The sequence below is a fragment of the Arthrobacter sp. UYEF20 genome (assembly GCF_040546335.1).
Taxonomy (GTDB): Bacteria; Actinomycetota; Actinomycetes; order Actinomycetales; family Micrococcaceae; genus Arthrobacter.
The window spans coordinates 176,491-199,188 of the sequence record NZ_JBEPNP010000004.1; the positions used below are offsets into that span (position 1 = coordinate 176,491).

Consider the following 22,698-nt stretch of genomic DNA (forward strand, 5'->3'; position numbering starts at 1 on the left):
ACGAGGAAATAAATTATGGGAATCCGTAAATATAAGCCGACTACCCCGGGCCGTCGCGGCTCGAGCGTAGCGGACTTCACTGAAATCACGCGGTCGACGCCGGAAAAGTCGTTGGTTCGTCCCCTCCCGAAAAAGGGTGGACGTAACAACACCGGTAAGATCACGACCCGTCACAAGGGTGGTGGCCACAAGCGCCAGTACCGTCTGATCGACTTCCGTCGCCACGACAAAGACGGCGTCAACGCCCGCGTTGCCGAAATTGAGTACGATCCGAACCGTACGGCTCGCATCGCCCTCCTGCACTACATTGATGGCACCAAGCGGTACATCATTGCCCCGAACAAGCTGGCCCAGGGTGACACGGTAGAGGCAGGTGCCGACGCTGACATCAAGCCCGGCAACAACCTTCCGCTGCGCAACATCCCGGTCGGTACCGTAATCCACGCAGTCGAACTGCGTCCGGGTGGCGGCGCCAAGATGGGCCGCTCCGCCGGCGCATCGATCCAGCTCGTGGCAAAGGAAGGCCGTTTCGCCCAGCTGCGTCTGCCTTCCGGCGAAATCCGCAACGTTGACGTGCGCTGCCGAGCAACCGTCGGCGAGGTCGGCAACGCCGAGCAGTCGAACATCAACTGGGGCAAGGCCGGCCGCATGCGCTGGAAGGGCGTCCGCCCGACCGTCCGTGGTGTCGCGATGAACCCGGTCGACCACCCCCACGGTGGTGGCGAGGGTAAGACGTCCGGTGGACGTCACCCCGTCAACCCGAACGGTAAGCGCGAAGGCCGCACCCGCCGTCCCAACAAAGAGAGCGACAAGCTTATTGTTCGTCGCCGTCGTACTGGCAAGAACAAGCGATAGGAGCCTGGACACATGCCACGCAGCCTGAAAAAAGGTCCTTTCGTTGACCAGCACCTCTTTGTAAAGGTAGCCAGGGAAAACGAAAAGGGCACCAAGAACGTCATCAAGACCTGGTCCCGCCGCTCGATGATCGTCCCCGACATGCTCGGCCACACGATCGCCGTGCACGACGGACGCAAGCACATCCCGGTGTTTGTCACCGAGTCAATGGTCGGGCACAAGCTCGGCGAATTCGCTCAAACGCGGACATTCCGCGGCCATGTCAAGGACGACCGTAAGGGCAAGCGCCGCTAGGCGCCTGCACTTACGTCATAGACGAGAGAAGGAAAGCAATGGAAGCCAAGGCAATTGCGCGTCATATCCGCGTAACGCCTATGAAGGCCCGGCGCGTCGTCAACCTTGTTCGTGGTAAGCAAGCGAATGAGGCTCTGGCAATTCTGAAGTTTGCCCCCCAGGCAGCTTCGGAGCCGGTATTCAAGGTAGTACAGTCAGCAATCTCCAACGCCCGGGTCCTCGCGGACCGCGACGGTGTGGCGTTTGACGAAGGTGACCTCATCATCAGCGAAATGTATGTTGATGAAGGCCCGACCATGAAGCGGTTCCAGCCGCGAGCCCAGGGTCGTGCATTTCAGATCAAGAAGCGCACGAGCCACATCACCGTGGTAGTTGCTACCCCGGAGAAAGAGGAGGCTCGCTAAGTGGGACAGAAAGTTAACCCGCACGGGTTCCGACTCGGCATCACCACCGATCACGTATCGCACTGGTTTGCCGACAGCACCAAGGCCGGCCAGCGGTACAAGGACTTCGTCCGCGAAGACATCCGTATCCGCCAGCTCATGTCCACGGGCATGGAGCGCGCCGGTATCGCCAAGGTTGAAATCGAGCGCACCCGCGACCGTGTCCGTGTGGATATCCACACGGCACGTCCGGGCATCGTGATCGGCCGCCGCGGTGCAGAAGCAGACCGCATCCGCGGCGAGCTCGAAAAGCTCACCGGCAAGCAGGTGCAGCTGAACATCCTCGAGGTCAAGAACCCCGAGATGGAAGCCCAGCTTGTTGCCCAGGGCGTTGCTGAGCAGCTGACTTCCCGCGTGGCTTTCCGCCGTGCGATGAAGAAGGCCATGCAGTCCGCACAGCGTGCCGGGGCCAAGGGCATCCGGATCGCTTGCTCGGGTCGACTGGGCGGCGCAGAAATGTCCCGCTCGGAGTTCTACCGCGAAGGCCGTGTGCCCCTGCACACCCTCCGCGCGAACATCGACTACGGCTTCTACGAGGCCAAGACCACCTTCGGCCGCATCGGCGTGAAGGTCTGGATCTACAAGGGTGATGTCACCGCCAAGGAACTGGCGCAGCAGCAAGCTGCTGCTCCGTCCCGCGGCCGTGGTGCCAGCGACCGCCCGGGCCGCCCCGGTGGCGCCGGCGCTGACCGTGGTGACCGCCGTCGTCGCACCGACCGCCCGGCCGAGGCTGCACCCGCTGCTGCCGAAGCTCCGGCTGTTGAAGCCGCTGCCGCAGGCACGGCGCAGTCAGTAGAAGGAGGACAGGCTTAAATGCTTATCCCACGTCGAGTCAAGCACCGTAAGCAGCACCACCCGGGCCGTTCCGGCGCTGCTACGGGCGGCACCAAGGTCTCCTTCGGTGAGTGGGGTATCCAGGCTCTGAGCCCGGCATACGTCACGAACCGTCAGATCGAATCTGCCCGTATTGCGATGACCCGCCACATCAAGCGTGGCGGCAAGGTCTGGATCAACATCTACCCGGACCGTCCGCTGACGAAGAAGCCTGCTGAAACCCGCATGGGTTCCGGTAAGGGTTCTCCGGAATGGTGGGTATCCAACGTCAAGCCGGGCCGGGTTCTCTTTGAGATCTCCGGCGTCGAGGAATCGGTAGCTCGCGAGGCCCTGCGCCTGGCAATCCACAAGCTCCCGTTGAAGGCACGCATTCTGCGTCGCGAAGGTGGTGAATAGAAATGGCAATAGGATCCAAGGAACTGGCATCCGCACAGCTGGACGGTTTCGACAACGAGCGACTCGTTGAAGAACTCCGCAAGGCCAAGGAAGAGCTGTTCAACCTGCGTTTCCAGTCCGCCACCGGCCAGCTGGAGAACCACGGTCGCCTGCGCGCGGTAAAGAAGGACATCGCACGCATCTACACCGTTCTCCGTGAGCGCGAGCTGGGCATTCGTGCCGAGGTTGCCGCACCGGTTGTGGAAGCCAAGGAAGAAAAGAAGTCCAAGAAGTCCGCAGCCAAGGCTGAGAAGGCTGAAAAGCCGGCCGAGGCTGAGACTGAGGAGGACGCCAAGTGAGTGAAAAGGACGAGAACGTGACGGAATCTGTTTCCGGCGCAGCTACGGCTGACGAGCGCGGTGACCGTAAGACGAAGCGCGGCTACGTGGTCTCGGACAAGATGGAAAAGACCATCGTTGTCCAGGTCGAGGACCGTGTGAAGCACGCCCTCTACGGCAAGGTCCTGCGCCGCAACACGAAGATCAAGGCTCACGACGAAGAGAACAGCGCCGGCATCGGCGACCTCGTTCTCCTCGCCGAGACCCGCCCGCTCTCCGCTACCAAGCGGTGGCGTCTGGTGGAGATCCTCGAGAAGGCCAAGTAACACCTGCGGCCCCGCTGTAAGCGGATGCTGTCCAGAGTCCCCCGTTCCCTTCTGGGAGCGGGGGTTTCTGCGTTCCTGGCGGAGCCAGAAGACTTCGGGCTGACCGCAAAGCCCACGCCCGACGGCGGCCGGCCGGCACCGCCGTCGTCCCGGGGCTGTGATATGGGACTGCGCCTAAAACGTGCTAGGATTTTGAGTTTGTATGGCGCCGTTTGTGCGCCGTCAGTAAACCTCGTAAACAATCGTGCCACGGCATAGTGCCCCCTCGCGCCCCGACTCGTCGGAACCGCCTGGGAAGCAAATGTTTTTGGCACGGGCGTTTAGGCCTGGTCTGGCAAAATCCAGGCAGGTCAAGAGACACCCCGATCAACCGTTCCGCAAGGCTCATTCCGTAGGAAGATTTTCGGTCTGAGAACCAGCGCGACGCAAGGAGTAAATAGTGATTCAGCAGGAGTCGCGACTCAAGATCGCCGACAACACGGGTGCTAAGGAAATTCTTACCATTCGCGTTCTCGGTGGATCTGGCCGTCGCTACGCAGGCATTGGCGACGTTATCGTCGCTACCGTCAAGGACGCAATTCCGGGCGGCAACGTAAAGAAGGGCGACGTCGTCAAGGCTGTCATCGTCCGTACCAAGAAGGAACGCCGCCGTGCGGATGGTTCCTATATCAAGTTTGACGAGAACGCAGCTGTGATCCTGAAGGCTGACGGTGACCCCCGCGGTACCCGTATCTTCGGACCGGTTGGTCGTGAACTTCGTGACAAGAAGTTCATGAAGATCGTTTCTCTGGCTCCGGAGGTGCTTTAGTCCATGGCTAAAATCAAAAAGGGTGACCTGGTTCAGGTCATCACTGGCGCCAAGGCTGAGCGCGGCGGCGACCGTGGCAAGCAGGGCAAGGTTCTGCGCGTTTTCCCGGAGACCAACCGCTTGCTGGTCGAAGGCATTAACCGCGTAACCAAGCACACCAAGGTCGGTCAGTCGCAGCGCGGCACCAAGACCGGCGGCATCGAGGTCGTTGAGGCTACGATCCACATCTCCAACGTGGCTCTGGTTGACCCGTCCACCAAGAAGCCCACCCGCGTCGGTTTCCGCACCGAGACCGTTGAGCGCGATGGCGTGAAGCGCGAAGTGCGTGTCCGCGTGGCCAAGAGCTCAGGGAAGGACATCTAATGACTGAGACTCTCGAGACTCCGGCAAGCAAGATCGTTCCTCGTCTGAAGACCAAGTACGCGGATTCCATCAAGGGCTCGCTCGTTGAGGAATTCAAGTACCAGAACGTCAACCAGGTTCCCCGCCTGGTGAAGGTCGTTGTGAACATGGGTGTTGGAGATGCCGCCAAGGACTCCAAACTGATCGACGGCGCTGTCCGCGATCTGACCCTGATCACCGGCCAGAAGCCGCAGGTAACCAAGGCCCGCAAGTCGATCGCACAGTTCAAGCTGCGCGAAGGCATGCCGATCGGTGCACACGCAACTCTGCGTGGGGACCGCATGTGGGAATTCCTGGACCGTCTGGTCACGCTGGCTCTGCCGCGTATCCGTGACTTCCGTGGCCTCAGCGGCAAGCAGTTCGACGGCAACGGCAACTACACCTTCGGTCTGACCGAGCAGGTTATGTTCCACGAGATCGACCAGGATTCCATCGACCGCGTACGCGGCATGGACATCACTGTCGTGACCACTGCCAAGACCGACGACGAAGGCCGCGCGCTGCTCAAGGCGCTTGGCTTCCCGTTCAAGACCGAAGATTAATCTAGCTACGTAAAAGGTCCGTCCGCGCTGAGCCCGAATTATTTTCGGGACAAGCAGCACGGCGGAAACCGTTATGAGGAAGGGCAAGAGCCCACCATGACAATGACAGATCCCGTCGCAGACATGCTTACGCGTCTGCGCAACGCAAACTCGGCATACCACGATTCCGTGTCTATGCCGTACAGCAAGCTCAAGGCACGCGTTGCCGACATCCTGAAGGCTGAAGGTTACATCGCCTCCTGGAAAGAAGAAGACGCTGAAGTCGGCAAGAAGCTGACTCTCGAGCTCAAGTTCGGTCCGAACCGCGAGCGTTCAATCGCTGGTGTTCGTCGTATTTCCAAGCCGGGACTGCGCGTTTACGCAAAGTCCACCAACCTGCCGCACGTGCTCGGTGGCCTGGGTGTCGCAATCCTGTCCACCTCTTCCGGCCTCTTGACTGACAAGCAGGCCGGCAAGAAGGGCGTGGGCGGCGAAGTCCTCGCTTACGTCTGGTAACGGGAAAGGAAGAGAATAATGTCACGTATTGGACGTCTCCCCATCACCGTTCCTGCCGGCGTTGAGGTCAAGGTTGACGGCTCTGTCGTCAGCGTCAAGGGTTCCAAAGGCGAGCTGAGCCACACTGTGCCCAGCCCGATCGAGGTATCCCTGGAAGAAGGCACCCTGACTGTCGCCCGCCCGAACGACGAGCGCGCCTCACGTTCGCTGCACGGCCTGACCCGCACCCTGATCGCGAACATGATCCAGGGTGTCACCGCAGGCTACGAGAAGAAGCTTGAAATCGTCGGTACCGGTTACCGCGTTCAGGCTAAGGGTTCTGACCTGGAGTTCGCTCTCGGCTACAGCCACCCGGTCAACGTCTCGGCACCGAACGGCATCACCTTTGCAGTTGAGACCCCGACCAAGCTCTCTGTTTCAGGTATCTCCAAGCAGCAGGTCGGCGAGGTTGCTGCCAACATTCGCAAGCTGCGGAAGCCGGACCCCTACAAGGGCAAGGGCATCCGTTACGCAGGCGAAGTCATCCGCCGCAAGGTCGGAAAGGCTGGTAAGTAACCATGGCGATCGCAATTAACAAGAAGCGTACGAACAAGAGCAAGTCTGCCCAGCGCAGCCGCCGCCAGCTTCGTATCCGCAAGCGCATCTCCGGAACGGCTGTACGTCCTCGTCTGGTCGTCAACCGTTCCGCACGCCACATCTTCGTCCAGGTTGTCGATGACACCAAGGGCCTGACTGTAGCGAGCGCCTCCACCTTGGAAGCCGACCTTCGTGCCTTCGACGGTGACAAGACCGCCAAGGCCAAGCGCGTTGGCGAACTGGTTGCCGGGCGTGCCAAGGCTGCCGGTATCGAAGCAGTTGTCTTCGACCGCGGTGGTAACAAGTACCACGGCCGGATCGCCGCCGTCGCTGACGGCGCCCGTGAAGGTGGGCTGTCACTGTGACCGAAAATAACGAAAAGGACATTCAGGTGACTGAAGCTGTAGCTGCTCCGGCGACTGAGACCGCTGCGCCTGCTACCACCGACGGCGCCCGTGGTGGCGCTGCTCGTCGTGGCGAGCGCGGCGACCGCGGCCAGGGCCGTGGCGACCGTGGTGGCCGTGGTGGCCGCGATGGCGGCCGCGAAGCCGAAAAGAGCCAGTTCGTAGAGCGCGTCGTAACCATCAACCGTGTTTCCAAGGTCGTCAAGGGTGGTCGTCGCTTCAGCTTCACCGCCCTCGTCGTCGTCGGTGACGGCAACGGTATGGTCGGCGTCGGCTACGGCAAGGCCAAGGAAGTTCCTGCCGCCATCGCGAAGGGCGTCGAAGAGGCCAAGAAGTCCTTCTTCCGCGTTCCCCGCATCGGCAGCACCATCCCGCACCGTGTCCAGGGTGAAGCCGCCGCAGGCGTCGTCATGCTGCGTCCGGCTTCCGCCGGTACCGGTGTTATTGCCGGCGGTCCGGTCCGTGCAGTCCTGGAGTGCGTGGGCATCCACGACATCCTCTCCAAGTCGCTCGGTTCCTCCAACGCCATCAACATCGTTCACGCGACCGTTGACGCGCTGAAGCGCCTCGAAGAGCCGGCAGCAGTGGCAGCACGCCGCGGCCTCCCGCTCGACGAGATCGCCCCGCCGGCAATGGTGAAGGCGCTTTTGAACCAGAAGGCAGGTGTCTGAGTTATGGCTAAGAACGTGCTTGTCTCCGACGCGCAGTTGGAGATCACTCAGATCAAGTCCGCCATTGGCGGCAAGCAGAACCAGCGCGACACCCTGCGGTCCCTCGGCCTGAAGCGGATCGGGCACACCGTTGTCCGCACCGCCGACGCCGTGACCGTCGGAATGCTCAACACGGTTCCGCACCTGACAAAGGTAGAGGAGGCGAAGTAAATGGCAGAGAAGAACACCGCCGAAAAGGCACAGGGCGCCGCTGCTGAGAAGCAGAACGCACTGAAGGTTCACCACCTGCGTCCCGCCCCGGGTGCCAAGACCGCCAAGACCCGTGTTGGTCGTGGTGAAGGTTCCAAGGGTAAGACCGCCGGTCGCGGTACCAAGGGCACGAAGGCCCGTTACCAGATCAAGGCTGGCTTTGCCGGCGGCCAACTGCCGCTGCACATGCGCCTGCCGAAGCTGCGCGGCTTCAAGAACCCATTCCGGGTTGAGTACCAGGTTGTAAACCTGGACAAGCTCAACGAGCTGTTCCCGGAAGGTGGCGCAGTCACCGTGGAGAACCTTGTCGAAAAGGGTGCCGTTCGCAAGAACCAGCCCGTCAAGGTGCTGGGCACCGGCGACATCACCGTCAAGGTTGACGTCACCGTCCACAAATTCTCGGCCAGTGCCGCAGAAAAGATTGAAGCAGCAGGCGGAACCACCACCGCCCTCTAACGAGGCGGCGGGGCAACTGCCCGTTGTTGAAACTCCCGGTACCAGGGGCCTAGGCCCCGGGGCCGGGAGTTTTTTTGATTTTCGGGCCCTGCCGATTGCCCGCAGGGCGCATCCACCCGTTAGACTCGGTTGTTGGCTTCATTTGACCTGTCTCACACGACTTTACTTATTCATCAGGAGGACGCTTGCTTAGCGCATTTGGCCGGGCCTTTCGCACGCCTGATCTGCGACGCAAGTTGTTGTTCACGCTGGCAATCATCACAATCTTCCGCTTGGGTGCCAAAATCCCCTCGCCTGGTGTGAACTACCAGAATGTCCAGCAATGCTTGCAGAACGGTCAGACCTCAGGCGGTATCTACCAGCTCGTCAACCTGTTCAGCGGCGGTGCGTTGCTGCAGGTCTCGATCTTCGCCCTCGGGATCATGCCGTACATCACGGCGAGCATCATCGTGCAGCTGCTCCGGGTGGTCATTCCCCGGTTCCAGATCCTCTATGAGGAAGGCGCTTCCGGTCAGTCAAAGCTGACGCAGTACACGCGCTACCTCACGATCGCACTGGGCCTCCTGAACGCCACCACGCTGGTGTCGTTGGCCCGTTCCGGGCAGTTGCTGCCGAACTGCCAGCTGCCGATCATCCCTGACACTTCCATCATCACCACGATCCTGATCATCATCACGCTGACGGCCGGCACCGGCCTGATCATGTGGATGGGCGAGCTCGTGACGGAGAAGGGCGTGGGCAACGGCATGTCGCTGCTCATCTTCACCGCCATCGCCGCAGGATTCCCGGGATCGCTCGGCGCCATCTGGACCTCGCAGGGTCCCGGCACCTTCTTTATGGTCCTTGTGATCGGCCTGCTCACCGTGGCCCTCGTGGTCTTCGTGGAGCAGTCCCAGCGCCGCATCCCGGTGCAGTACGCCAAGCGTATGATCGGCCGCCGCACGGTGGGCGGCACCAGCACCTACATCCCCATCAAGGTCAATATGGCCGGCGTCATTCCGGTCATCTTCGCCTCCTCCATGCTGTACCTGCCGGGCCTGATCTCCCAGTTCAACCAGCCGAAGCCCGGCGAGTCGATCGCGCCCTGGGTTGAGTGGATCAACAACAACCTGACCCGCGGCGACCACCCGATCTACATGGCGCTCTACTTCGCCATGATTGTGTTCTTTACTTACTTCTATGTTTCGATCACTTTCAACCCTGAAGAAGTTTCTGACAACATGAAGAAGTACGGCGGCTTCATTCCGGGTATCCGTGCCGGTAAGCCGACCGCGGACTACCTGCAGTATGTGCTTTCCAGGATCACCCTCCCCGGTGCCATGTACCTGGGCTTTGTGGCACTGATCCCGCTGGTCGCACTGGTGCTGATCAATGCCAACCAGAACTTCCCGTTCGGTGGCACCTCGATCCTGATCATGGTCGGCGTAGGTTTGGAGACCGTCAAGCAGATTGACGCGCAGCTACAGCAGCGTCACTACGAAGGGCTTTTGCGATGACGAGAATGTTGATTATCGGACCTCCCGGATCCGGCAAGGGAACGCAGGCGGAACGCATTTCGGAGCGCCTCGGCGTCGTTGCGATCTCCACCGGCGACATCTTCCGTGCCAACGTCAAAGGTGAGACGCCGTTGGGCCTCGAAGCCAAGAAGTACATGGACGCGGGCGACTTCGTTCCGGACAGCGTGACGAACAAGATGGTCCGCGACCGCCTCAGCGAGGACGACGTCGAAAACGGCTTTCTGCTGGACGGCTACCCCCGCACCACCGCGCAGGTGGACTACCTCGACGCGATCCTGGCCGACGGCGACCAGAAGCTCGACGTCGTCCTGCAGCTCACGGCCGATGACGAGGAACTCGTCGCCCGCCTCCTGGGCCGTGCCAAGGAAACCGGCCGCAGCGATGACAACGAGGCCGTCATCCGCCACCGCCTCGACCTGTACCACGGCCAGACGGAAGCCGTGGTCGCCAAGTACGCCGACCGCGGCATCCTGACCCGGGTCGACGGCATCGGCGGCATGGACGAGGTCACCGACCGCGTCATGCAGGCCATCAAAGAGGCCCAGTCGGCCTGAGCGAGGCATTCGACCTTTGAGGCCCCTCCCGGACCCCCGGGAGGGGCCTCAGCCATTTGGCCGCGCGCAGCCCCAGCCGGCAAGCAGCGCGGCCCCACTGAAAGTCCACTGAAAGGGAGCTGCAGATGGCCTTCGGCCAGCCCCGCATCGAATACAAGACCAACGCCCAGATGCGCACCATGCACGAGTCCGGGCTGGTGCTCAGCCGTGCCCTCGATGCCGCGGTGGCGGCAGCCGCGCCCGGAAAGACCACCCGGGACCTCGACGCCGTGTTCGCTGCCGTCCTCCAGGATGCCGGGGCCACGTCCAACTTCCTCGGCTACCACGGCTTTCCGGCCACCATCTGCACTTCGGTCAACGAGGAAGTGGTGCACGGCATACCGGGGGACCGGGTGTTGCGAGACGGTGACATCATCTCGATTGACGGCGGCGCCATCCTGGACGGCTGGCACTCCGACTCGGCCCGGACTGTGATCGTCGGGACCGCCGATCCGGAAGACCAGCGGCTCTCCGACGTTACGGAAGCGGCGATGTGGCACGGCATAGCCGCCCTCGCCACCGGCAAGTTCATCGGCGACATCGGCTGCGCCGTGGATGACTATGTCTCCTCCGTCCCGGGGAAGCCGCTGGGGATCCTGGAGGACTATGTGGGCCACGGGATCGGCTCGGAGATGCACATGGCCCCGGACGTGCCGAACTACCGGACCAGCCAGCGCGGACCGAAGATCCGGCCCGGCTTGTGCCTCGCGATCGAACCCATGCTGGTGCGCGGAAGCATCGACACGGCCGTCCTGGCTGATGACTGGACCGTGGTCACCACCGACGGCAAACGGTCGTGCCAGTGGGAGCACTCCGTGGCGGTCCACGAGAAGGGCATCTGGGTACTCTCGGCTCCGGACGGGGGAGCCGCGCGGCTGGCGCCCCTCGGCGTCGTGCCGGTCCCGGTTCCCTGACGGCGCGCCAGCCAGCCCAACTGGCTAGCAGTTGTTGTCGTTTCAAGGGCTCATAACGACAACAACTGCGGGTCAGTTGGGGGCTCCGGCAGTCAGATGGGGGATGCCGGCGGGCCGAAGGGCACAATGGAGCCATGACTGCGATTACCGATGTGCCGGGAGTACGGGTGGGGCATGCCACGAAAACCGGGGGCGGCTGGCAGAGCGGAGTGACCGTGGTGCTGCCCCCGCCCGGGACAGTCGGTTCCGTGGATGTGCGCGGCGGGGGTCCCGGAACACATGAGACCGACGCGCTGGACCCCACCACGCTGACGTCCCGCGTGGATGCCGTGGTGCTCACCGGCGGCAGCGCTTACGGACTGGTGGCAGCCCACGGCGCCCAGCGCTGGTGCGAGGAGGACGGCCGCGGCTTCCCCGTGAAGGGCGGCGTGGTCCCGATCGTGCCGGCCGCGGCGATCTTCGATCTCGGCCGCGGCGGGGACTTCGCGGCGCGTCCGGATGCGGCCATGGGCTACGCCGCCACCGCAGATGCCGCCGCGCGCGAGAACGGGCACGACGTCGAACGCGGCAACGTCGGTGCCGGCACCGGAGCGGCAATCGGCCGGGGGACGTACAAGGGGGGAGTGGGCACCGCCTCCATCACCCTCGAAAACATCTCCGGCGAGGGTCCTGTGGTTGTAGGGGCACTAGCAGTGGTCAACGCGCTGGGACTGCCGTTTGGCACATCGACGCAGCTGACGGAACCCGGCAGCGTGCGTCTAAGCGAGGCACGAGCGAGCACGCCGAGGGTTTCGGCCGCTGCGGCGGAAACCGCGGTCAGCGGCGGGGGACCGTCACAACCCCCGCCCCTCAACACAACCCTTGTCGTCGTCGCCACGAACGCCATCCTGGACAAGGCCGAATGCAAGCGGACGGCGTCGGCGGCGCACGCCGGGCTGGCCCGGGCGCTGAACCCGAGCCACACCCTGGCGGACGGGGACACGGTCTTCTGTCTGGCCACCGGAGACCTGGCCCTGGACCGCAGCAGCGAAGCCGCCCGGCAGGTGAGTCTCATCACCCTGCAGAGTGCGGCAGCCGACGTCGTCCGCCTGGCCATTCTCGACGGGATCGCCAGCGCGGAGGCTGTGAGCACTCCGGACGGCGATTTTCGTGCATACGGAGACGTTGTGCGCTAGCATTGCTGGATTTAACATTCGTCCCGAGATGGCGTAATGTTGCCTGTTGGTTGTCTGCCCTGTTGTGCCCTTTGTGGGCCGGGAGGCATCAGCCAATCAATCAAAAACGTCCGCGGTCATTTTCGGTGCAAGCCGGAGGGCTGTGGCAAACAACAGTTAGCGGAGGGTATGGCCAAGAAGGACGGGGTCATTGAGATCGAGGGCGTTGTGACTGAGGCGCTGCCCAACGCGATGTTTCGCGTTGAGCTCACCAACAAGCACGTCGTTCTGGCACACATCTCTGGAAAGATGCGCCAGCACTACATCAGGATTCTCCCTGAGGACCGGGTAGTGGTGGAGCTGAGCCCGTACGACCTGACACGTGGTCGTATCGTCTACCGCTACAAGTAAACGCTACAAGTAAACACTGGGCGGCCAGGGCAACAGCCGAAGGCCGGTCCAGCTGACCAACTGCAACACGCAAAGGAACGCCATGAAGGTCAAGCCGAGCGTCAAGCAGATCTGCGAAAAGTGCAAAGTGATCCGCCGTAATGGCCGGGTCATGGTGATCTGCGAGAACCCGCGCCACAAGCAGCGCCAGGGCTAATTTCCCTGCCGGGAAAACCCTGGGTTGCTAACCCACGCAAGTAAATAAAGGCAGCACAAGCTGATCTGGGACATATGGGCCCGTACAGCTAACCCCCGGTCGGAGGCTGGGGCCGCACGGAATGTGCGGGTGTACTGCCTACGACCTCCGGTTTATTCAAGGAGCACTGCCACTATGGCTCGTCTCGCTGGCGTAGACATTCCCCGCGAAAAGCGGTTGGAAATTGCGCTTACTTACATCTACGGCGTCGGCAAGACCCGTGCACACGAAACCCTGGCTGCCACCGGCATCAGCGCCGACGTTCGGGTCAAGGACCTGTCCGACGCCGAGCTGGTCCAGCTGCGTGACTACATTGAAGGCAACTACAAGGTTGAGGGTGACCTTCGCCGCGAGGTGGCCGCTGACATCCGCCGCAAGGTTGAGATCGGCAGCTACGAAGGCCTGCGCCACCGCAAGGGCCTCCCCGTACGCGGACAGCGTACGAAGACCAACGCACGTACCCGCAAGGGTCCGAAGCGTACCGTCGCCGGCAAGAAGAAGACTCGCTAAATCCCATTTGCCCCTTGAAATCGCTGGCGCGATTTCAAGGAACCCGGCAAATGAGGGAACAAGCGATCGCTTCCCCCGATAACTTTCTGTAGGAGAAAAAATGCCCCCGAAGACTCGTGGCGCGGTTCGCAAGCCGCGTAAGAAGGACAAAAAGAATATCGCGCTGGGCCAGGCGCACATCAAGAGCACCTTTAACAACACCATCGTTTCCATCACGGATCCGAACGGTGCTGTCATCTCCTGGGCTTCGTCCGGTGAGGTTGGCTTCAAGGGCTCGCGTAAGTCCACCCCGTTCGCTGCCCAGATGGCTGCCGAAGCCGCTGCAAAGCGTGCACAGGAGCACGGCATGCGCAAGGTTGACGTATTCGTCAAGGGACCGGGTTCCGGACGCGAAACCGCCATCCGTTCACTGCAGGCCGCTGGCCTCGAGGTTGGATCCATCCAGGATGTAACCCCCAGCGCCCACAACGGCTGCCGTCCGCCGAAGCGCCGCCGCGTCTAAGGCTTTCCAGCGCTCAGGAGCTTGCCCGGACCCTCACCGGTCCGGGCAGGCCCAGCCGCGTTAAGTCGTCAGACCGACTTTCCACCACCTGTGTTGCGTCATATAGCGGATGCTCGCCGAAAGGAAAACCTAAGTGCTCATTGCACAGCGCCCCACCCTCTCCGAAGAGGTCGTCTCCGATAACCGCTCCCGTTTCATTATTGAACCGCTGGAGCCGGGCTTCGGTTACACACTCGGAAACTCCCTCCGCCGTACCCTGCTCTCCTCCATCCCCGGTGCCTCTGTCACGAGCATCCGGATCGATGGCGTGCTGCACGAGTTCACCACGGTTCCCGGTGTCAAGGAAGATGTCACCGAGATCATCCTGAACATCAAGAGCCTGTCGGTTTCCTCCGAGCACGACGAGCCGGTTGTTGCGTACCTGCGCAAGCAGGGCCCGGGAGTCGTCACCGCCGCGGACATCGCTCCGCCGGCCGGCGTCGAATTCCACAACCCGGATCTGCACATTGCCACGCTGAACTCGAAGGGCAAGTTCGAACTCGAACTGACCATCGAGCGCGGCCGCGGCTACGTTTCGGCAGCTCAGAACAAGTCCGGCGATTCCGAGATCGGCCGTATTCCGGTCGACTCCATCTACTCGCCGGTGCTGAAGGTTACTTTCCGCGTGGAAGCGACCCGTGTTGAGCAGCGCACTGACTTCGACAAGCTGATTGTCGACGTCGAGACCAAGCAGGCCATCGCCCCGCGCGATGCCGTTGCTTCGGCAGGTACCACCCTGGTGGAACTGTTCGGTCTGGCCCGCGAGCTGAACACCGCAGCTGAAGGTATCGAGATTGGTCCGTCGCCGACGGATGCTGCCCTGGCAGCGGACATGGCACTGCCGATCGAGGACCTGGACCTCACGGTCCGTTCCTACAACTGCCTCAAGCGTGAGGGCATCCACTCCGTGGGTGAACTCGTTGCGCGCTCCGAGGCCGACCTCATGGACATCCGTAACTTCGGTGCGAAGTCCATTGATGAGGTCAAGGCAAAGCTGGTTGAACTGGGCCTGTCCCTCAAGGACTCGCCTCCCGGATTTGACCTCGCAGCACGCGCCGCAGCAATTGAAGAGGACGACGCCGCTTTCAGCGACGACGAACTCTAACAAACAGATCCTGGCTGGCGGGCTGATGCACCACGGTGTGCGCAGCCCACTGGCTTCCATATGAGGAGAAAATATTATGCCTACACCCGCTAAGGGTCCGCGCCTCGGAGGCGGAGCGGCCCACGAGCGTCTTATGCTCGCGAACCTGGCAGCCGCACTGTTCGAGCACAAGCGGATCACCACCACGGTGACCAAGGCCAAGCGACTGAAGCCGTACGCTGAGCGCCTGGTGACTTTCGCCAAGCGCGGCGACCTGTCTTCCCGCCGTCGTGTACTCGGCCTGATCAGCGACAAGGGCATCGTCCATGAGCTGTTCACCGACATTGCACAGGCAGTGGAGAACCGCAATGGCGGCTACACCCGCATCACCAAGATCGGCAACCGCAAGGGCGACAACGCTCCCATGGCTGTCATCGAACTGGTTCTTGAGCCGGTTTCCGCCAAGCAGGCTGTTGTAGCCGAGGCCACGAAGGCTGCCGCAAAGGCTGCCCCGGTTGCCGAGGAAGCTCCCGCCGAAGCTGAGGTTACAAAGACCGAAGCTGCTGAAGCCAAGTTCGCCGGCTCGCACCCCGCCACCGAGGACAACGAGGCTCCCGAGGGCTTCGAGGTCAAGGGCAACGAGGACTCCATGAAGTTCCACGTTCCCGGCTCGCGCTGGTACGACTCGACCATCGCTGAAGTCTGGTTCGACTCTGCTGAGTCTGCACAGGCCGCCGGCTTCGCACCTGCCGGCGGCGACGCTGCGCAGGAAGTTGAAGCCGAGTAGGTTTGGCTGTTTCGTCGCAGTAGACTTGTGTTTATGAGTGACCGAAAACCCGCTGCCCCCGTTAGAGGGGGCGGCGGGTTTTTGCGTATCCGGCTTGATCTTGCGTACGACGGCGGGGCGTTCAGCGGCTGGGCCGTCCAGCCCGGACGGCGCACCGTCCAGGGCACGCTGGAAGAGGCCCTGGCGATGCTGATCCGCCGCCCGGTCCGGGTCACGGTCGCGGGGCGGACGGACGCCGGTGTCCACGCCCGCGGCCAGGTGGTCCATCTGGGTCTCACTGAGACCGAGTGGATGGGCCTGAACCGTGGCGTTGAGCTGGATCCCGCTGTTGCCCTGCTGCGCCGCCTCCGCGGCGCCCTCAGCCGGGTGCTGGGGGAGCTTACCGGGGCGATCGAGGTCCACAACGTGGGTATGGCTCCGGAAGGCTTTGACGCCCGGTTCTCCGCACTCTGGCGCCGCTACAGCTACCGGATCGCGGACGGACCGGCCCTGTGGGATCCGCTGGGCCGCACCTCGACCCTCTGGCACCGGGAGCGGCTCGACGTCGAGCCGATGAATGAGGGAGCGTCCGAGCTGCTCGGGCTGCAGGATTTCCGCTCCTACTGCAAGCCCCGGGAGGGCGCCACCACCATCCGGGAGCTGCAGCGCTTTGAGTTTGCCCGCGGTTCCGACGGCGTCATCGTCGCCACCGTCCAGGCCGACGCGTTCTGCCACAACATGGTGCGCTCCCTGGTGGGTTCGGCGTTGTTCGTGGGCGAGGGCGTGGAAGCCCCGGGATGGCTGCTGCAGAGGCTGCTGGCGCGCCAGCGGGACGCCAAATCCGTGCTGGCTGCCCCGCACCCGCTGGTGCTGGAGGAAGTGGCCTACCCCTCCGAGGCCGGGCTGCTGGCGCGGGCCGAGCTGACCCGGGCGCGCCGCCTGTAAGGGCCGCGTAGGGGCCCTGTCGGGTCCTGCTAGGGGGCGGGCGGGCCAGCCTGCGCAGGAAGCTCCAGCGTGAACGTGCTCCCGCGGCCGGGGCGGGTGCTGCACGAAATGGTTCCGCCGTGACGCTCGACGATTGCCTTGGTGATCGAGAGCCCGAGTCCGGCCCCGGGAATGGAACCTTCCCGCACCGCCGGGCTCCGGTAGAAGCGGGTGAAGACCCTCTCGGCGTCGGCAACGGTCATGCCCATTCCGTCATCCTGAACCTGAAGGCGCACCCGGCCCCCCTCGGTGCTGGCGGAGACCCGCACGGTGCCCCCGCCCGGCGAGTACTTGATGGCGTTGGATACGAGGTTGTCCAGCGCCTGGCTGATCCGCAGCGGATCCACGTGTGCCCACAGCGGTTCCGGAACGTCCATGGACAGCACCACCTGCGAGGACTGGGCGTGGGCGTGGGCCGAGCCGAGGCTGGCTTCCACGAGGCCGGCCAGATCCGTCCGCCGGGGGTGGACGTGGACAGCAGTGTTGGCGGACATCAGCAGATCGGAGACGAGCGCCAGCAGCCGTTCAGCGTTCCGTTGCGCCACCTCGATGCGGCGCACCGCAGCCCCGGACAGCTCCTCCGAGTCACTGAGGGCCAGGTCCAGGTTGCCAATGATCGAGGTCAGCGGAGTACGGAACTCGTGCGAGACGGTGGAGACAACATCGTCCTTGGCGGCCAGTGCCTCCATCAGCCCCGTCACCTCGTTGAACAGGACCACCGCGCCGCCGGGACCGCCGTGGCCGTCCGTCAGCGGCCGGGCCCCGGTGGAGACCACCCTCCCCCCGAGCGGCCCGCCGAAGCACACGAGGTAGTCCGCAAAGGACTCCCCGGCTGCCGCGCGCCGGATGGGACGCCGGTCGACGGGGAGGGGTGCCGCCTGGGCGTGACCGGCGAGGAGCAGTTCCGCTTCCGGCACCGGCGAAGGACAGCCCTCGGGTGCCGCGGAGGCCTCCAGCTCCGACTGCCAGCTGTTCGTCAGGAGGCGGCGGCCGGTGGCGTCGAGGGCCACGATGCCGACGTCGATCGTGTCCAGGATCATGCTGAGCAGACGTTCGCGTTCCCGGCTGTCCGCGAGCAGCGACTCCAGCCCGGCTTCCCGGGCCTGGCTCCGTCTGCGCTGGCTGCGCAGCCGCCGCCGCATGACCAGCGCTGCGAGTGGCAGCACAGCCAGTGTCAGCGCGATCAGCAGAACCGCGGTTGAAATTAAGACGACGGGAAAAGCCGCCATCACATTGTCTGCGCCCTGAACCAGTTGTTGTTCACCCAATGAAGCAGCGCCCCTTCCTCGCTGTTTCATTTTTACACCGGATGTCACACGAACTTGACACAAAACTAAGTAATGTGGCTTCTGTTTCTGCGCCAGAGCCATATTTGCCCGCCGGGGTGGGTATTCTGACGATACCGATGCGGGCTGGCCGAGAAGTTGGGCCGATGCACCGGCATTGGGTAGCGAAGAGCACCAGACATGAGGGGGGCCATGACTGACCTGGGAGTCGCCGTCGTAGTAGAGGACGACGAAGACGTACGCAATCTTGTCGAAGCCGTGCTGAGCCAGGCGGGATTCGAAGTCCATTCTGCAGCCGGCGGGCGGGAAGGGGTCGACGTCGTCCGGAGCCGGGACGCCAGCGTGGTGACGCTGGATGTGGGCCTGCCCGACATTGACGGCTACGAAGTGCTCCGCCAGATCCGGCAGTTCAGCGACGCCTACGTCGTCATGCTGACCGCCCGGACCGATGAGCTCGATACCCTGACCGCGCTGCATACCGGCGCGGATGATTTTTTGACCAAGCCGTTCCGGCCGCGCGAGCTCCGTGCCCGGGTGGCCGCGATGATGCGTCGGCCACGCCAGGACACCACCGGCGCTGCGCCGGGCGGCCGGCTCGAGCCGGGCCCGGAAGCCGCCCTCAGCGCCGCGGCGGTGAACGATTCAGTGCTCCGGCACAACGGGCTGGCCTTGAATCCGGACAGCCGTTCGGTAACGGTGGACGGCTCGGCCGCGACGCTGACCCGCAGCGAATTCGACCTACTGCACGCCTTGCTGAAGGGTGCCGGTGCGGTCCGTTCCAAGACCGAACTGGTCCGGGTGGTGCGGGGTGACTACTACCGTGCGGACGCGTACATCAGCGAATCCGATGAACGGGCGGTGGAAGTCCATATCGGAAACCTCCGGCGGAAGCTGGGGGAGGACCCGCTGGACCCGCGTTGGCTGCAGACGGTCCGCGGTGTGGGTTACCGGCTGGCGCCGGAGCGGGTTCAGCTCTCCCAGAGCACGTAGCTGAACTGCAGTTCGTCCACGGTCTCGCTCCCGCGTTCCGCCACGTCCTGCAGGAGGGATCTGGCCCGGTCCATGCGGTCACCCCGGACGGCTTCCTCAAGTTCCCCGGCCAGCTGGGCCAGGCGGACACCGCCCACCATCACGGAGGACGTCTTCAGGCTCAGCACGGCATCGAGGGCCGCGGCCTGGTCGCCGCGGGCCAGGGCCGAGGACAGGGCACCGTAGCGGTGCTGCCACATTTTCGCGTAGTCCCGGGCGAAGCCCTTGGCGACGGCGGGGCTGTCCAGCTGGACACCCAGATCCTGGAGCGCCGACGGATCCACGAGCAGTGGCACCGCCGCGGGACCCTGCACCGTCGCGGGCCCCGCTGGAGCAGTAAGCCCCGCGCCGCCGGGAGAGGCCTCGGGGGAGAGGGCGGCGCTGGCGTCGCCGTCGTCTGGGGCACCTAAGAAGGACATGCGACCACGCTACTTCCTGTCCAGGATGATGCTTCGCGCCGCGGGCTTTCCTGCGGAAACCTTTCGGTTTTCCTTGTGGCAATCCGCGCAGGGCGGCCGGGGCGCCGGGCCGGGCGGCCCGGCCTACTGGCCACTGAAGGTGACGATGGCGTTGATCACGGCGGGGCCAAGGATGGCGATGAAGAGCACAGGGAAGATGAAGAAGCGCAGCGGGAACAAGATGGTGACTGGCAGCTTCGGCGCCTTTTCCTCGGCCCGTTGCCGGCGCTTGACCCGCATGACTTTGGCCTGGATCCAGAGGACCCGGCTGACGGCGATGCTGTAGGTGCCGCTGCCTTCCTTCACATGCCCGCGGTCATCTGGAGTCCGGGCAGCAGCTCCGGGTGTGCCGGGACGAAGAGCGCGAAGACGATCAGCGATGCTCCGGTGATCCTGCTGAAGGCGGGCCCGTGTTTCCATGTCTTCTCCAGGAAGATGACCACCGTGATCGCCGCCATCCAGGCCAGGTTCATCACACCGACGGCGATCAGCACGACCATGAGCCCCCAGCAGCAGCCGACGCAGTACACGCCGTGGTACATGCCAACGCGGACATCCCGTAGGCGGCCCTTGAATCCGGATACGTGCAGCAGGAATGCCACCGGCGACCGGCAGTGCCTGAGGCAGAAATCCTTAATCGGGGTCAGCTGGTAGACCCCGGCCGCCGCCAGCGCCCCCGCCCCCACCCAGGGTGCGAGATCCGCCGCGTTCCCAGCCAGGAGCGCCGACAGCGCTGCGGCCGCGAATGCAAGCACGCCGAACCCGACCCATGCCAAAAGGTAACCGCCGATCAGGGCAGCCGTCCGGGCGGTCCTGACACGGCTGCTGCGCACGGCACGGATGGACCGGAGATATGTCGACGTGAACGGAGCGAGTGCCGGCAACATCATTGCTGCCATCATCAGCGTCCACACCGCCAGGAACCGCAAGAGCCCGAGCCCCATCGTCCCCGGGCCCGCGGACATGCCCCCGAAGCCGGAGAAAGTGATGTACCACGCCAGTGCGGCGCACCCGATCAACGCCAGCTCTCCGGCATGGTGGCTAACGGTCAGGTAGCTCCGCCCGGGCACCTAAGCCGACCAGGCGAAGGGGGCCGAGAAGGAGTTCTTTCCCGCGTTATCCCAGGTCATCCCGAACACGTCCACCCGGGCGGTGCTGGCCGTGCCGGCCGCCAGGGTATCGGCCGGGAATCCGACCCCGCTGATTTTCACTCCACGGCCTGTGGCGTCCAGGGGCGACACGAAGTCCTCGACCGCCATGTCGACGGCACTGCCAATCCGGACCTGGTGCCTATGCCCGTCGTCGGCGTAGGCCATTTCCAGGGACTCCATTCCCGCCATTTCGCCGATCAGGGGGGCCAGGCCCTCCATCGGCCCGCCGAGCTGGCCGCCGAAGACTGCTCCGAGCGCCTCCGCCTGCTCGGCCGAGGCGGCGGCATCCATCAGGACAGCTATCTTCCACCCACCGTCGCCCATCAGGGCCGGTGTATCGGCCACGACGCAGACTGTCAGGCCACCGACGTCGACACCGTTGACGTCACCGGTGTCCAGATGGAAGGCCAAGGCCACGTTGCAGCGTTCGTTGTCGGCAGGTGCAGTCAGCCCCGAAGCCGTACACGGGCAGACCATGTTGCAATTGCAATTCTCAAAATAAGTACCCTCGACATGCCACGTCATTTTGGGGCTCCTTTCGAAGAGGCACCCCCCAAAGAAAAGTCTCCTCGCGGCCCTGAGCAGTGTCAACGGCAGGCGGTGACTGGCGGAACCGGTTCCGCGGCGGAACCGAACACGCAAACATCAGAGTAATCGGTATGCCAAGCCTGACCACCTGTAGTCAGCGACGAAGAGACTCTGGCAGGGTCCGCCACTGTGGCACCACGAGAAGGAACAGGATCGCCGCAGTCACGACACCAGCGCAAAAACTGTTCGCCACCGCCCTCATCCGCTATCGGCCCGGCGCATCCGACGTCCGGGTGATCGAGGGCACGGTGTTCTTCGACGGTAACCAGTATTCCGGAGCTGGCTGTGGAAACGCGCAGCCGCGGATCCGTCTCTAGATTTTTTCAACCCACTGCGAGCGCCACTGTGGTGCTTCGAATGCCTCACTCCAGTAGGCTGTTTCCTTGGCAATCTTGCCGCCCCGAAATTCAAAGATGAAAACCGTTTCATACTTTGGGCCGCCATAATCCAACGACGCCTCGGCGACGACCAGATCCCCGCCGCTGAGCAGCCGACGCGGCGTGATGGTCGGCAATTGCGGGAAAGCGCTGTAGATTCCCCTCCGGTTCTCGGCGCCGCGCACGAGTTCTCCGGATTGCGGCCAGTGCATTACCGCATCGTCGTGGAACAGCTCGTCCATGATCTCAATTTGACGGTCGTTAATACAACCGATCAGCCGGTTAACTACATTCTCGTTTGCAGCCGTATCATCCACGGTTTTGACCTGATTCCTGGAGGACCGTCCATAGTCGGCTCATACTCGGCGCGGGCTTTCGGAGCCATCGGTTTCCGGCACCGAAATTGAAACCAAGATCACCGCCACACTGAAGGTGGATCGATGCTACTCAGGAGCCTTCGCGTAGTTCGTGGCACCGAACCAATCGACCGTGACGACCGTTTCGTCGCCGACAACCCAGGCGTCATGCCCCTGAGGGAGACTGGTGACGTCGCCCGGCCCTGCGACGAACTCGGTTCCGTCGTCCATCCGGATGGCCAGCTGTCCGGAGACGTGGTACTGGAAATGCGGCGCTTCGCAGCTCTCCGTTCCGGCGATCGGTTTGACGTCATTCGACCAGCGCCACCCCGGCTCCAGGGTCAGCCGGCCTACGGTGCCATCACCCATGTTCAAGATCTCGGCCTTGCCGTGAGGAAAGGTGCGTGTCTCGCTGGGCCTCCCAAAGTTCTCGTGCTCCACGGTGTCCATGTTCTTCATTTCCTCTCGAACTGTGGTATGCACCACAGTATTTACCTACCAGGAAGTCAACGTCAAGGAAGCGCGTTGACGTTGAACCGCTACCGGCTCCATCTCCCGCTGCCCCTGGGGTCGCCGAGACCCCGACCTTGTCCCCGAACATCCTCCAGACCGTGGCGAACCACACCGTCAGCGTCGTACGGGTCTTCTCGAAGATCGTGCCCGCCGTAGCGAACAC

The 22,698-nt window shown here is 63.4% G+C and carries 34 protein-coding genes and 1 pseudogene; 28 read left to right on the forward strand and 7 right to left on the reverse strand.

Annotated features, from left to right (window positions below):
- Positions 1 to 15 precede the first annotated feature (15 nt).
- The 27 genes from rplB (at position 16) to truA (ending at position 16,738) form a co-directional block, all read left to right on the forward strand.
- The gene (rplB, locus tag ABIB26_RS06630; protein ID WP_211876677.1) at positions 16 to 855 is read left to right on the forward strand and encodes a 50S ribosomal protein L2; all 840 of its coding nucleotides are present in this window, start codon (positions 16 to 18) and stop codon (positions 853 to 855) included.
- 12 nt (positions 856 to 867) lie between these two features.
- Positions 868 to 1,149: a 30S ribosomal protein S19 gene (gene rpsS / locus ABIB26_RS06635; protein ID WP_120951155.1), complete on the forward strand. Its 282-nt coding sequence runs from the start codon at positions 868 to 870 to the stop codon at positions 1,147 to 1,149.
- 38 nt (positions 1,150 to 1,187) lie between these two features.
- Entirely contained in the window at positions 1,188 to 1,553 is a 366-nt protein-coding gene (rplV, locus tag ABIB26_RS06640; protein ID WP_069949298.1) for a 50S ribosomal protein L22, read from the forward strand.
- Positions 1,554 to 2,405 carry a 30S ribosomal protein S3 gene (gene rpsC, locus ABIB26_RS06645; RefSeq protein WP_354240726.1) on the forward strand — a complete coding sequence of 284 codons (852 nt, stop codon included), beginning with the start codon at positions 1,554 to 1,556 and terminating at the stop codon, positions 2,403 to 2,405.
- Positions 2,406 to 2,822, forward strand: coding sequence for a 50S ribosomal protein L16 (gene rplP, locus ABIB26_RS06650; RefSeq protein WP_123257072.1), 417 nt, complete (start codon positions 2,406 to 2,408; stop codon positions 2,820 to 2,822).
- Positions 2,823 to 2,824: 2 nt separating this feature from the next.
- Positions 2,825 to 3,160: a 50S ribosomal protein L29 gene (gene rpmC, locus ABIB26_RS06655; protein ID WP_354240727.1), complete on the forward strand. Its 336-nt coding sequence runs from the start codon at positions 2,825 to 2,827 to the stop codon at positions 3,158 to 3,160.
- Positions 3,157 to 3,465, forward strand: coding sequence for a 30S ribosomal protein S17 (rpsQ, locus tag ABIB26_RS06660; RefSeq protein WP_354240728.1), 309 nt, complete (start codon positions 3,157 to 3,159; stop codon positions 3,463 to 3,465). Before rpmC ends, rpsQ begins: the two co-directional genes overlap by 4 nt.
- 439 nt (positions 3,466 to 3,904) lie before the next feature.
- Entirely contained in the window at positions 3,905 to 4,273 is a 369-nt protein-coding gene (rplN, locus tag ABIB26_RS06665) for a 50S ribosomal protein L14 (protein WP_123257074.1), read from the forward strand.
- 3 nt (positions 4,274 to 4,276) lie between these two features.
- Positions 4,277 to 4,636: a 50S ribosomal protein L24 gene (rplX, locus tag ABIB26_RS06670; protein ID WP_354240730.1), complete on the forward strand. Its 360-nt coding sequence runs from the start codon at positions 4,277 to 4,279 to the stop codon at positions 4,634 to 4,636.
- Positions 4,636 to 5,217, forward strand: coding sequence for a 50S ribosomal protein L5 (gene rplE / locus ABIB26_RS06675; protein WP_354240732.1), 582 nt, complete (start codon positions 4,636 to 4,638; stop codon positions 5,215 to 5,217). Before rplX ends, rplE begins: the two co-directional genes overlap by 1 nt.
- Positions 5,218 to 5,313: 96 nt before the next feature.
- A complete protein-coding gene (gene rpsH, locus ABIB26_RS06680) occupies positions 5,314 to 5,712 on the forward strand; it encodes a 30S ribosomal protein S8 (RefSeq protein WP_056425243.1) in 399 nt (132 codons plus the stop codon).
- An 18-nt stretch (positions 5,713 to 5,730) separates the two neighbouring features.
- Positions 5,731 to 6,267 (forward strand): 50S ribosomal protein L6, encoded by a 537-nt coding sequence (rplF, locus tag ABIB26_RS06685; protein ID WP_120951143.1) that lies wholly within the window; start codon positions 5,731 to 5,733, stop codon positions 6,265 to 6,267.
- A 2-nt stretch (positions 6,268 to 6,269) separates the two neighbouring features.
- Positions 6,270 to 6,653 (forward strand): 50S ribosomal protein L18, encoded by a 384-nt coding sequence (gene rplR / locus ABIB26_RS06690; protein ID WP_136321881.1) that lies wholly within the window; start codon positions 6,270 to 6,272, stop codon positions 6,651 to 6,653.
- A 26-nt stretch (positions 6,654 to 6,679) separates the two neighbouring features.
- The gene (gene rpsE, locus ABIB26_RS06695; protein ID WP_301226746.1) at positions 6,680 to 7,363 is read left to right on the forward strand and encodes a 30S ribosomal protein S5; all 684 of its coding nucleotides are present in this window, start codon (positions 6,680 to 6,682) and stop codon (positions 7,361 to 7,363) included.
- 3 nt (positions 7,364 to 7,366) lie between these two features.
- The gene (rpmD, locus tag ABIB26_RS06700; RefSeq protein ID WP_354240735.1) at positions 7,367 to 7,573 is read left to right on the forward strand and encodes a 50S ribosomal protein L30; all 207 of its coding nucleotides are present in this window, start codon (positions 7,367 to 7,369) and stop codon (positions 7,571 to 7,573) included.
- Entirely contained in the window at positions 7,574 to 8,068 is a 495-nt protein-coding gene (rplO, locus tag ABIB26_RS06705; protein WP_354240737.1) for a 50S ribosomal protein L15, read from the forward strand.
- A 185-nt stretch (positions 8,069 to 8,253) separates the two neighbouring features.
- Positions 8,254 to 9,564, forward strand: coding sequence for a preprotein translocase subunit SecY (gene secY, locus ABIB26_RS06710; protein WP_354240739.1), 1,311 nt, complete (start codon positions 8,254 to 8,256; stop codon positions 9,562 to 9,564).
- 5 nt (positions 9,565 to 9,569) lie between these two features.
- The gene (locus tag ABIB26_RS06715; RefSeq protein ID WP_354240943.1) at positions 9,570 to 10,139 is read left to right on the forward strand and encodes an adenylate kinase; all 570 of its coding nucleotides are present in this window, start codon (positions 9,570 to 9,572) and stop codon (positions 10,137 to 10,139) included.
- A gap of 125 nt (positions 10,140 to 10,264) precedes the next feature.
- On the forward strand, positions 10,265 to 11,092 hold the full coding sequence (gene map / locus ABIB26_RS06720) for a type I methionyl aminopeptidase (protein ID WP_354240741.1): 828 nt from the start codon (positions 10,265 to 10,267) through the stop codon (positions 11,090 to 11,092).
- A 134-nt stretch (positions 11,093 to 11,226) separates the two neighbouring features.
- Positions 11,227 to 12,267 carry a P1 family peptidase gene (locus ABIB26_RS06725; protein WP_354240743.1) on the forward strand — a complete coding sequence of 347 codons (1,041 nt, stop codon included), beginning with the start codon at positions 11,227 to 11,229 and terminating at the stop codon, positions 12,265 to 12,267.
- Between the two features lie 168 nt (positions 12,268 to 12,435).
- Entirely contained in the window at positions 12,436 to 12,657 is a 222-nt protein-coding gene (gene infA, locus ABIB26_RS06730; RefSeq protein WP_011775571.1) for a translation initiation factor IF-1, read from the forward strand.
- A gap of 82 nt (positions 12,658 to 12,739) precedes the next feature.
- Positions 12,740 to 12,853: a 50S ribosomal protein L36 gene (gene rpmJ / locus ABIB26_RS06735; protein ID WP_009358722.1), complete on the forward strand. Its 114-nt coding sequence runs from the start codon at positions 12,740 to 12,742 to the stop codon at positions 12,851 to 12,853.
- A gap of 174 nt (positions 12,854 to 13,027) precedes the next feature.
- Positions 13,028 to 13,402 carry a 30S ribosomal protein S13 gene (gene rpsM, locus ABIB26_RS06740; RefSeq protein WP_264354696.1) on the forward strand — a complete coding sequence of 125 codons (375 nt, stop codon included), beginning with the start codon at positions 13,028 to 13,030 and terminating at the stop codon, positions 13,400 to 13,402.
- Between the two features lie 100 nt (positions 13,403 to 13,502).
- Positions 13,503 to 13,904, forward strand: a complete 402-nt coding sequence (gene rpsK, locus ABIB26_RS06745) for a 30S ribosomal protein S11 (protein WP_018773682.1) — start codon at positions 13,503 to 13,505, stop codon at positions 13,902 to 13,904.
- A gap of 133 nt (positions 13,905 to 14,037) precedes the next feature.
- Complete coding sequence (locus tag ABIB26_RS06750) at positions 14,038 to 15,048, forward strand: DNA-directed RNA polymerase subunit alpha (RefSeq protein WP_354240745.1); 1,011 nt, start codon at positions 14,038 to 14,040, stop codon at positions 15,046 to 15,048.
- A 76-nt stretch (positions 15,049 to 15,124) separates the two neighbouring features.
- Positions 15,125 to 15,814 (forward strand): 50S ribosomal protein L17, sunset domain variant, encoded by a 690-nt coding sequence (rplQ, locus tag ABIB26_RS06755; protein WP_354240747.1) that lies wholly within the window; start codon positions 15,125 to 15,127, stop codon positions 15,812 to 15,814.
- 33 nt (positions 15,815 to 15,847) lie between these two features.
- The gene (gene truA, locus ABIB26_RS06760) at positions 15,848 to 16,738 is read left to right on the forward strand and encodes a tRNA pseudouridine(38-40) synthase TruA (RefSeq protein WP_354240749.1); all 891 of its coding nucleotides are present in this window, start codon (positions 15,848 to 15,850) and stop codon (positions 16,736 to 16,738) included.
- A gap of 29 nt (positions 16,739 to 16,767) precedes the next feature.
- On the opposite strand, the gene ABIB26_RS06765 is transcribed toward truA, so the two are convergent.
- Positions 16,768 to 18,045: a sensor histidine kinase gene (locus ABIB26_RS06765; protein ID WP_354240751.1), complete on the reverse strand. Its 1,278-nt coding sequence runs from the start codon at positions 18,043 to 18,045 to the stop codon at positions 16,768 to 16,770.
- Positions 18,046 to 18,255: 210 nt separating this feature from the next.
- Between ABIB26_RS06765 and ABIB26_RS06770 the strand changes: the two genes are divergently transcribed.
- A complete protein-coding gene (locus tag ABIB26_RS06770) occupies positions 18,256 to 19,053 on the forward strand; it encodes a response regulator transcription factor (RefSeq protein WP_354240753.1) in 798 nt (265 codons plus the stop codon).
- Here ABIB26_RS06770 and ABIB26_RS06775 read toward each other — a convergent pair.
- The 6 genes and pseudogenes from ABIB26_RS06775 to ABIB26_RS06800 form a co-directional block, all read right to left on the reverse strand.
- Complete coding sequence (locus ABIB26_RS06775) at positions 19,032 to 19,511, reverse strand: Hpt domain-containing protein (RefSeq protein ID WP_354240755.1); 480 nt, start codon at positions 19,509 to 19,511, stop codon at positions 19,032 to 19,034. The genes ABIB26_RS06770 and ABIB26_RS06775 overlap by 22 nt on opposite strands.
- Positions 19,512 to 19,634: 123 nt before the next feature.
- A pseudogene (locus tag ABIB26_RS06780) lies at positions 19,635 to 19,838 on the reverse strand (type II secretion system F family protein); the annotation flags it as partial.
- A 14-nt stretch (positions 19,839 to 19,852) separates the two neighbouring features.
- A complete protein-coding gene (locus ABIB26_RS06785) occupies positions 19,853 to 20,440 on the reverse strand; it encodes a DUF2182 domain-containing protein (protein ID WP_502913628.1) in 588 nt (195 codons plus the stop codon).
- A 180-nt stretch (positions 20,441 to 20,620) separates the two neighbouring features.
- The gene (locus ABIB26_RS06790) at positions 20,621 to 21,226 is read right to left on the reverse strand and encodes a DUF1326 domain-containing protein (protein ID WP_354240757.1); all 606 of its coding nucleotides are present in this window, start codon (positions 21,224 to 21,226) and stop codon (positions 20,621 to 20,623) included.
- 376 nt (positions 21,227 to 21,602) lie between these two features.
- Positions 21,603 to 21,983: a nuclear transport factor 2 family protein gene (locus ABIB26_RS06795; RefSeq protein WP_354240759.1), complete on the reverse strand. Its 381-nt coding sequence runs from the start codon at positions 21,981 to 21,983 to the stop codon at positions 21,603 to 21,605.
- A gap of 126 nt (positions 21,984 to 22,109) precedes the next feature.
- A complete protein-coding gene (locus ABIB26_RS06800; RefSeq protein ID WP_354240761.1) occupies positions 22,110 to 22,508 on the reverse strand; it encodes a cupin domain-containing protein in 399 nt (132 codons plus the stop codon).
- Positions 22,509 to 22,698: the final 190 nt, after the last annotated feature.